The sequence below is a fragment of the Sphaerotilus sp. genome (assembly GCF_041083715.1).
Classification (GTDB): Bacteria; Pseudomonadota; Gammaproteobacteria; order Burkholderiales; family Burkholderiaceae_C; genus Sphaerotilus.
The window spans coordinates 1-5,179 of record NZ_JBFPGY010000372.1 but is presented as its reverse complement, the minus strand read 5'-3'; the positions used below and the strand labels follow the sequence as shown (position 1 = coordinate 5,179).

Below are 5,179 nucleotides of genomic sequence, written 5' to 3'. Positions count from 1 at the left end.
GGTCCAGCAACTCGCTCAAGCCTTCCCAGTACACCGTTCCTGTGCTGTCGCGGCTGTCGAGTTCCTGTGCATCGAGCAGTGCGCGCACGGTCCAGCGCCCGGCCGGCGTCTCGACGAGCCACCGCACTGGGTAGTGGCCGCCCGTGGTCGGACTGGTCCACACGCGCTGTGGTGTGAAGCGCACCTCGTCGGGACCGAACGCCTGAACGGCACCGCCCGCCTTTCGCCACGAGCCGCCCGCCCACAGCGCCGAACCATCCGCCCGCCGCAGTCGGAAGGCGGTCAGTGCGCTGCCATCGGTGAGGTTGATGCCGATCCAGTCCCAGCCCACCGCGTCGCGGTCGAGCACGGAGTCGCTCCATTCGTGGTCGAGCCAGGCCGTGCCACGCAGGGCGCGGGCGGGCTGGCCGGTCGGGGCGAGGGTGGCAGAGACGGCGAGCTGCGGCTGGCTGTAGTAGTGGCTCGCCTGCGCTGCACCCGGGCCTTTGCGGGAGTAGCCGGCGTCGCCCTGGAGCAGCGGCGGCTGGGTGGTCTGCATCGACAGCGCGAGCGTGCCGCCGAGCGCCGGGCTGGCGATCGCCGCGTCGTAACGGCTGCCATCCGCGCTGCTGCTGCGTTGCAGGCGCCAGTCGCCCAGGCGGACCTGCGTGTCTTCCGCTGCGCTGCCTGCCCGCCCGAAGCCGGCGCGGGCGATGCGCTGGTCGTGCCGCTGGCGGCGCTCGGCCAGGTCCGTGAGCGCGGCATGGGCGAAGATCAATTGCTTGGCGGCGAACGCGCTCGGGTGGTTGGCCGCCACCTCGGTGCGCGAGCGGAAGAAGGTGAGCTGGAAGCCGTGGACCGGCTCGGCAGGGCGTTCGGGCGCGGCGAGCCAGCCGGTGGCGTACCACCACTCGGTCTGCGTGTCGGGGTGACTGCCGAAGTCCGCGGGGAAGACCAGCGGGCGGCGGCGAACGCCTTGCGCGTCGGCCGTCATCGGCAGCGCGGACAGGGCCATCCACTGCACCAGCTGTCGCCGGTTCCGGTCCATCACCAGTCCTCCTTCACGGCCAGCGCCATGTCGTGCGAAGCCGCTGCCCGCCCGGAAATCCATGCCGTCACCACCCCCGCCACCAGCACCGCCAGCACCAGCGCGCCCAGCCGCCACCACGGCAGTGCCAGCTCCATCGTCCAGTGGAAACTCTGCGGATTGACCACCCGGACCAGCACCACGCTCACCGCCAGTCCGAGCGCCAGTCCGAGCAGCGCACCGACCGCCGTCCACAGCGCGCCCTCTGCGCAGACGAGGGTCAGCACCTGCGCCCGCGTGGTGCCCAGGTGCTGCAGCGCGCCGAACTCGCGTCGGCGCGCCAGCACCTGCGACGAGAAGCTCGCCGCGATGCCGAACAGACCGATCACGATCGCCACCGCCTGCAGCCAGACCGTCACGGCGAAGCTGCGGTCGAAGATGGCCAGCGACACGGCGCGGATCTCGGCGGGTGTGGCGATCTCCAGCAAGGCCGGATCGGCGGCGAGCGCCCGCAGGCCGGCCTGCACCGGCGCCACCGCGGCGCCGGGTGCCAGCCACAGCGCAAGGTCGTTCACCTTGTCGTCGCCGGTCAGCCGCTGCCAGTCGGCGCGGTCGATGACCAGCGCGCCTTGCTGGCGGGCGTAGTCGCGCCAGACGCCGCGCAGGCGCACGTCGGCCGTGCGGCCGTCCGGCAGCGGCAGGTGCAGTGTCTGCCCGGCCTGCAGGCCGTAGAGCGCGAGCACGGCCTCGCTCGCATAGACGTCGATCTGTCGGGTCGGCCCCTCGGGCCAGGACGGCTGCAGGGACCCGACCAGCGGCAGCGTGCGCGTGGCGTCCCCCACGTCGCGGGCGATCAGGGCCACGGTTGCACGTGCCGGATCGAGCGAGACTGCGACGACACGCTGCGCCTGCACCCGCGCCACACCGGGCAGCGCCGCGGCGGACCGCACGAACGCCGGATCGAGGTAGGCACTGTCGGCCTGCGCGGTGGTGGTGGCGGTGCGGGCGTAGAGATCCGCCGGGAGCATCTCGTCCAGCCAGTGCGTCACCGAGTCGCGGAAACTCGCCACCATGACGGTCAGCGCCACCGACAGCGCCAGGCTCGCGACCACGCCGGCCACGGTGATCGTCGCGCTGGCGCGCTGGTCGCGGGCCCGCTCGATGGCGAGCAGGGCGATCGGGTGCCGCGGTGGCGCGAGGCGCTCCGTCAGCGCGCCGACCAGCAAGGGCACGGACATGATCCCGCCCAGCAGCAGCAAGGCGACCGCGCCGTAGGCGGCCAGCGGCAACTCGCCGAGCGGCGGCACGAACGCCAGTGCGACCCCGGCCCCCATCAGCGCCAGTCCGAGCCACGGGCGCTGCAGGGCCTGGTCGTGGCCGCCGAGGCCCTTGAGGCTCTGCGCGGGCGCCAGCTCGGCCGCCATGCGCGCTGGCTGCCAGCCGCCGGCCAGTGCGGCCACCAGGCCGAGACCGCCATAGACCAGCGCCGCGCCGCCCGACCACTGCAGCGCCGGCGCCGAGCCGCCCAGCATCCCGCTGCCCAGATCCCCGCCGAGCACCCGCAGTGCCAGGACCGCCAGCCCCGTGCCCAGCGCCAGCCCCAGCCCCGCACCGACGATACCCAGCAGCGCCGACTCGGTCAGCACCAGCACCAGCCGCTCGCGGGCGTGCATGCCCAGCACACCCAGCAGCGCCAGCTGCGGCACCCGCTTGGCGACGGCCAGCGACTGCACCGAAAACACCAGGAACGCCCCTGTGAACAGTGCGACCAGCGCGAGCACGGTGAGGTTGACGCGGTAGGCGCGCGAGAGGCTGGAGGCGCGCTGTGCGGCTTCGTCCGGAGCCGCAGCGCGCACCGCGTCTGGCAGTGCCAGCGCGCGCAGCACCGTGTCGCGGTCAGCGCCCGGCTGCAGGCGCACATCGATGCGACTCAGCTGCCCGAGCCGGTCGAAATGCGCCTGCGCGCCGGCCAGGTCGATCACCGCCAGCGGCCCGGTGTCGGCGCCGACGCTGCCGCCCACCGTCAGCGCCACCAGCCGGTTGCCCGACTGCACCCGCAACGGCTGGCCGGCTTGCACGCCGAGCACCCGCTGCGCCGCAGGATTGAGGAACACCCGGTCCGGGTCGAGCAGCGCCAGCCTGGGTTCGCCATGCAGCGCGGGATCCGACCGCGGCAACAGGGCCGGCGCCAGTGCGGCGGCCACCAGCGCGTCCTGCCCGATCAGCTTCAGCCCGCGCTTGCGGCCCTGGGTGTCGAGCGCGTAGGTGTCGATCTCGATCACCGGGCTGGCCAGCGCGACTTCTGGCTGCGCCGCAACGCGGGCGTAGAGCGCCTCGTCCAGCCCGCTGCGGCCCACAGGGCGCAATTCCAGGTCCGGCTGGCCATTGACCGAGCGCACGGCCTGCCCGAATTCGGCCAGCGCCGACGCATTGATCAGGTGCACCGCAAATGCCAGTGCCACGCCCAGTGCGATCGCCAGCAGCGCCACGCCGGCCCGGCCCGGGTGGTGGCGCGCCTCGCGGGCGATCAGGTGCAGCGTGTCGCGCAAGTGCATGGGGCTGGATCAACGGGTCTTTGTGGCGCAATGCAGGTTTGGGTGCCTGGATTGGTACCGGATGGTGCCTAATCCGAGGGCACAATTCTCCGCGCCATGACACCACTGCCCGATTCCGCCACCGCTTCCCCCGAGATCAGCCCCCTGCTCCAGGCCGTGGCGCGCTGGGTGCGGCGTGTCGGCGTGCAGCGGGCCACGGTGGTGCTGGTCGGGCTGAGCGTGGTGACGTCGGAGGTACTCACGCTGGCCTGGCATCTGGTGTCGGGCTGGTCGTTGCACAGCCAGGGGCTGATCATCGCAGCGCTGGTGCCGGTACCGATCGCATCGCTGTGCGCTGGCTACACGCTCCAGCTGATCGTGGCGCTGGACCAGGCGATGCGTCGGCTGGAAGCGCTGGCCATGACCGATTCGCTCACAGGGGTGCGCAACCGCCGCTGTTTCATGCAGGCCGCTGCGCTGGAGTTCGAACGCGCCACGCGCCACGCCCGGCCGATGGCGGTGGTGCTGATCGACGTGGACCATTTCAAGGGCATCAACGACCGCCACGGTCACCAGTGCGGTGACCAGGCCCTCATCGAGATCGCGCAGGCCTGCCAGGGCACGCTGCGCAAGACCGACCTGCTCGCCCGCTTCGGTGGCGAGGAGTTCATCGTGCTGCTGCCCGAAACCGGGCAGCGCGAGGCGGTGCGGCTGGCCGAGCGCATGCGCAACGCCGTCGCTGCCGACCTGCGCCTGCCGGACCACCCGCGGCCCGGTGCGGTGACGATCAGCCTGGGTGCGGTGGCGCTGAGCCGCAGCACGCCGACGCTCGACGTCCTCATCCAGGCGGCCGACCAGTCGCTCTACGACGCCAAGCGCGCCGGCCGCAACCGCGTGCACACCCAGGCGGCACCGATCGGGGCATGAGCTGCCGCGGTGCATCAGCGCGCCTCGACCCCGTCGGCCCGCAGCCGCAGCGCGCGGTCGGCCTGGGCGGCGGCGGCCTCCGAATGGGTCACGATCAGGCAGCCCGCGCCATGCCGCCGCGCCTGGTCGCACAGCAGGTCCAGCACCCGCTGCGCCGTGACCGGATCAAGGTTGCCGGTGGGCTCGTCGGCCAGGATCAACGCCGGCCGGTGGACCAGCGCCCGTGCAATGGCCACGCGCTGCAACTGCCCGCCGGACAGCGCGCGCGGCCGGCGCTGGCCGAGCGTTCCCAGGCCGACGTCCTCCAGCACGCCCTGCACGCGGGCCGCGATCTCGCCCCGGTCGCGCCAGCCCTGCAGCATCAGCGGCAGCCCGACGTTGTCGGCCACGCTCAGGTGCGGCAGCACGTGGAAGGCCTGGAACACGAAGCCCAGCGATGCCCGCCGCAGCAGCGCTGCGTCGCGTTCGCCGAGGCGGCCGATGTCGCGGCCGGTGATCTCGACCGTGCCGGTGTCCGCCCGGTCCAGCCCAGCGATGCAGTTCAGCAGCGTCGACTTGCCCACGCCGGATTCCCCCACCAGCGCAACCACTTCGCCGCGCTGCATCGCCAGGTGGACGTTGTGGAAGACGCTGGTGTCGCCATAGCGCTTGCCGAGGCCGGTGATGTGCAGCAGCGGGGTGTCGGAGGAGGGACTGGCCGTCACGGTGCTTC

Annotated in this window: 4 protein-coding genes; 1 reads left to right on the top strand and 3 read right to left on the bottom strand. The window is 72.8% G+C overall.

Going from position 1 to position 5,179, the window contains the following annotated elements:
• On the bottom strand, window positions 1-1,027 hold a 1,027-nt coding region (locus AB3X43_RS17540), incomplete at its 3' end, for a lipocalin-like domain-containing protein (protein WP_473965145.1).
• Window positions 1,027-3,561, bottom strand: coding sequence for an FtsX-like permease family protein (locus AB3X43_RS17535; protein ID WP_369431151.1), 2,535 nt, complete (start codon window positions 3,559-3,561; stop codon window positions 1,027-1,029). The genes AB3X43_RS17540 and AB3X43_RS17535, both read right to left, overlap by 1 nt.
• A 96-nt stretch (window positions 3,562-3,657) precedes the next feature.
• On the opposite strand from AB3X43_RS17535, the gene AB3X43_RS17530 reads away from it, so the two are divergent.
• Window positions 3,658-4,467, top strand: coding sequence for a GGDEF domain-containing protein (locus AB3X43_RS17530; protein WP_369431150.1), 810 nt, complete (start codon window positions 3,658-3,660; stop codon window positions 4,465-4,467).
• Between the two features lie 14 nt (window positions 4,468-4,481).
• On the opposite strand, the gene AB3X43_RS17525 is transcribed toward AB3X43_RS17530, so the two are convergent.
• Window positions 4,482-5,171 carry an ABC transporter ATP-binding protein gene (locus AB3X43_RS17525; RefSeq protein ID WP_369431153.1) on the bottom strand — a complete coding sequence of 230 codons (690 nt, stop codon included), beginning with the start codon at window positions 5,169-5,171 and terminating at the stop codon, window positions 4,482-4,484.
• Window positions 5,172-5,179 lie beyond the last annotated feature (8 nt).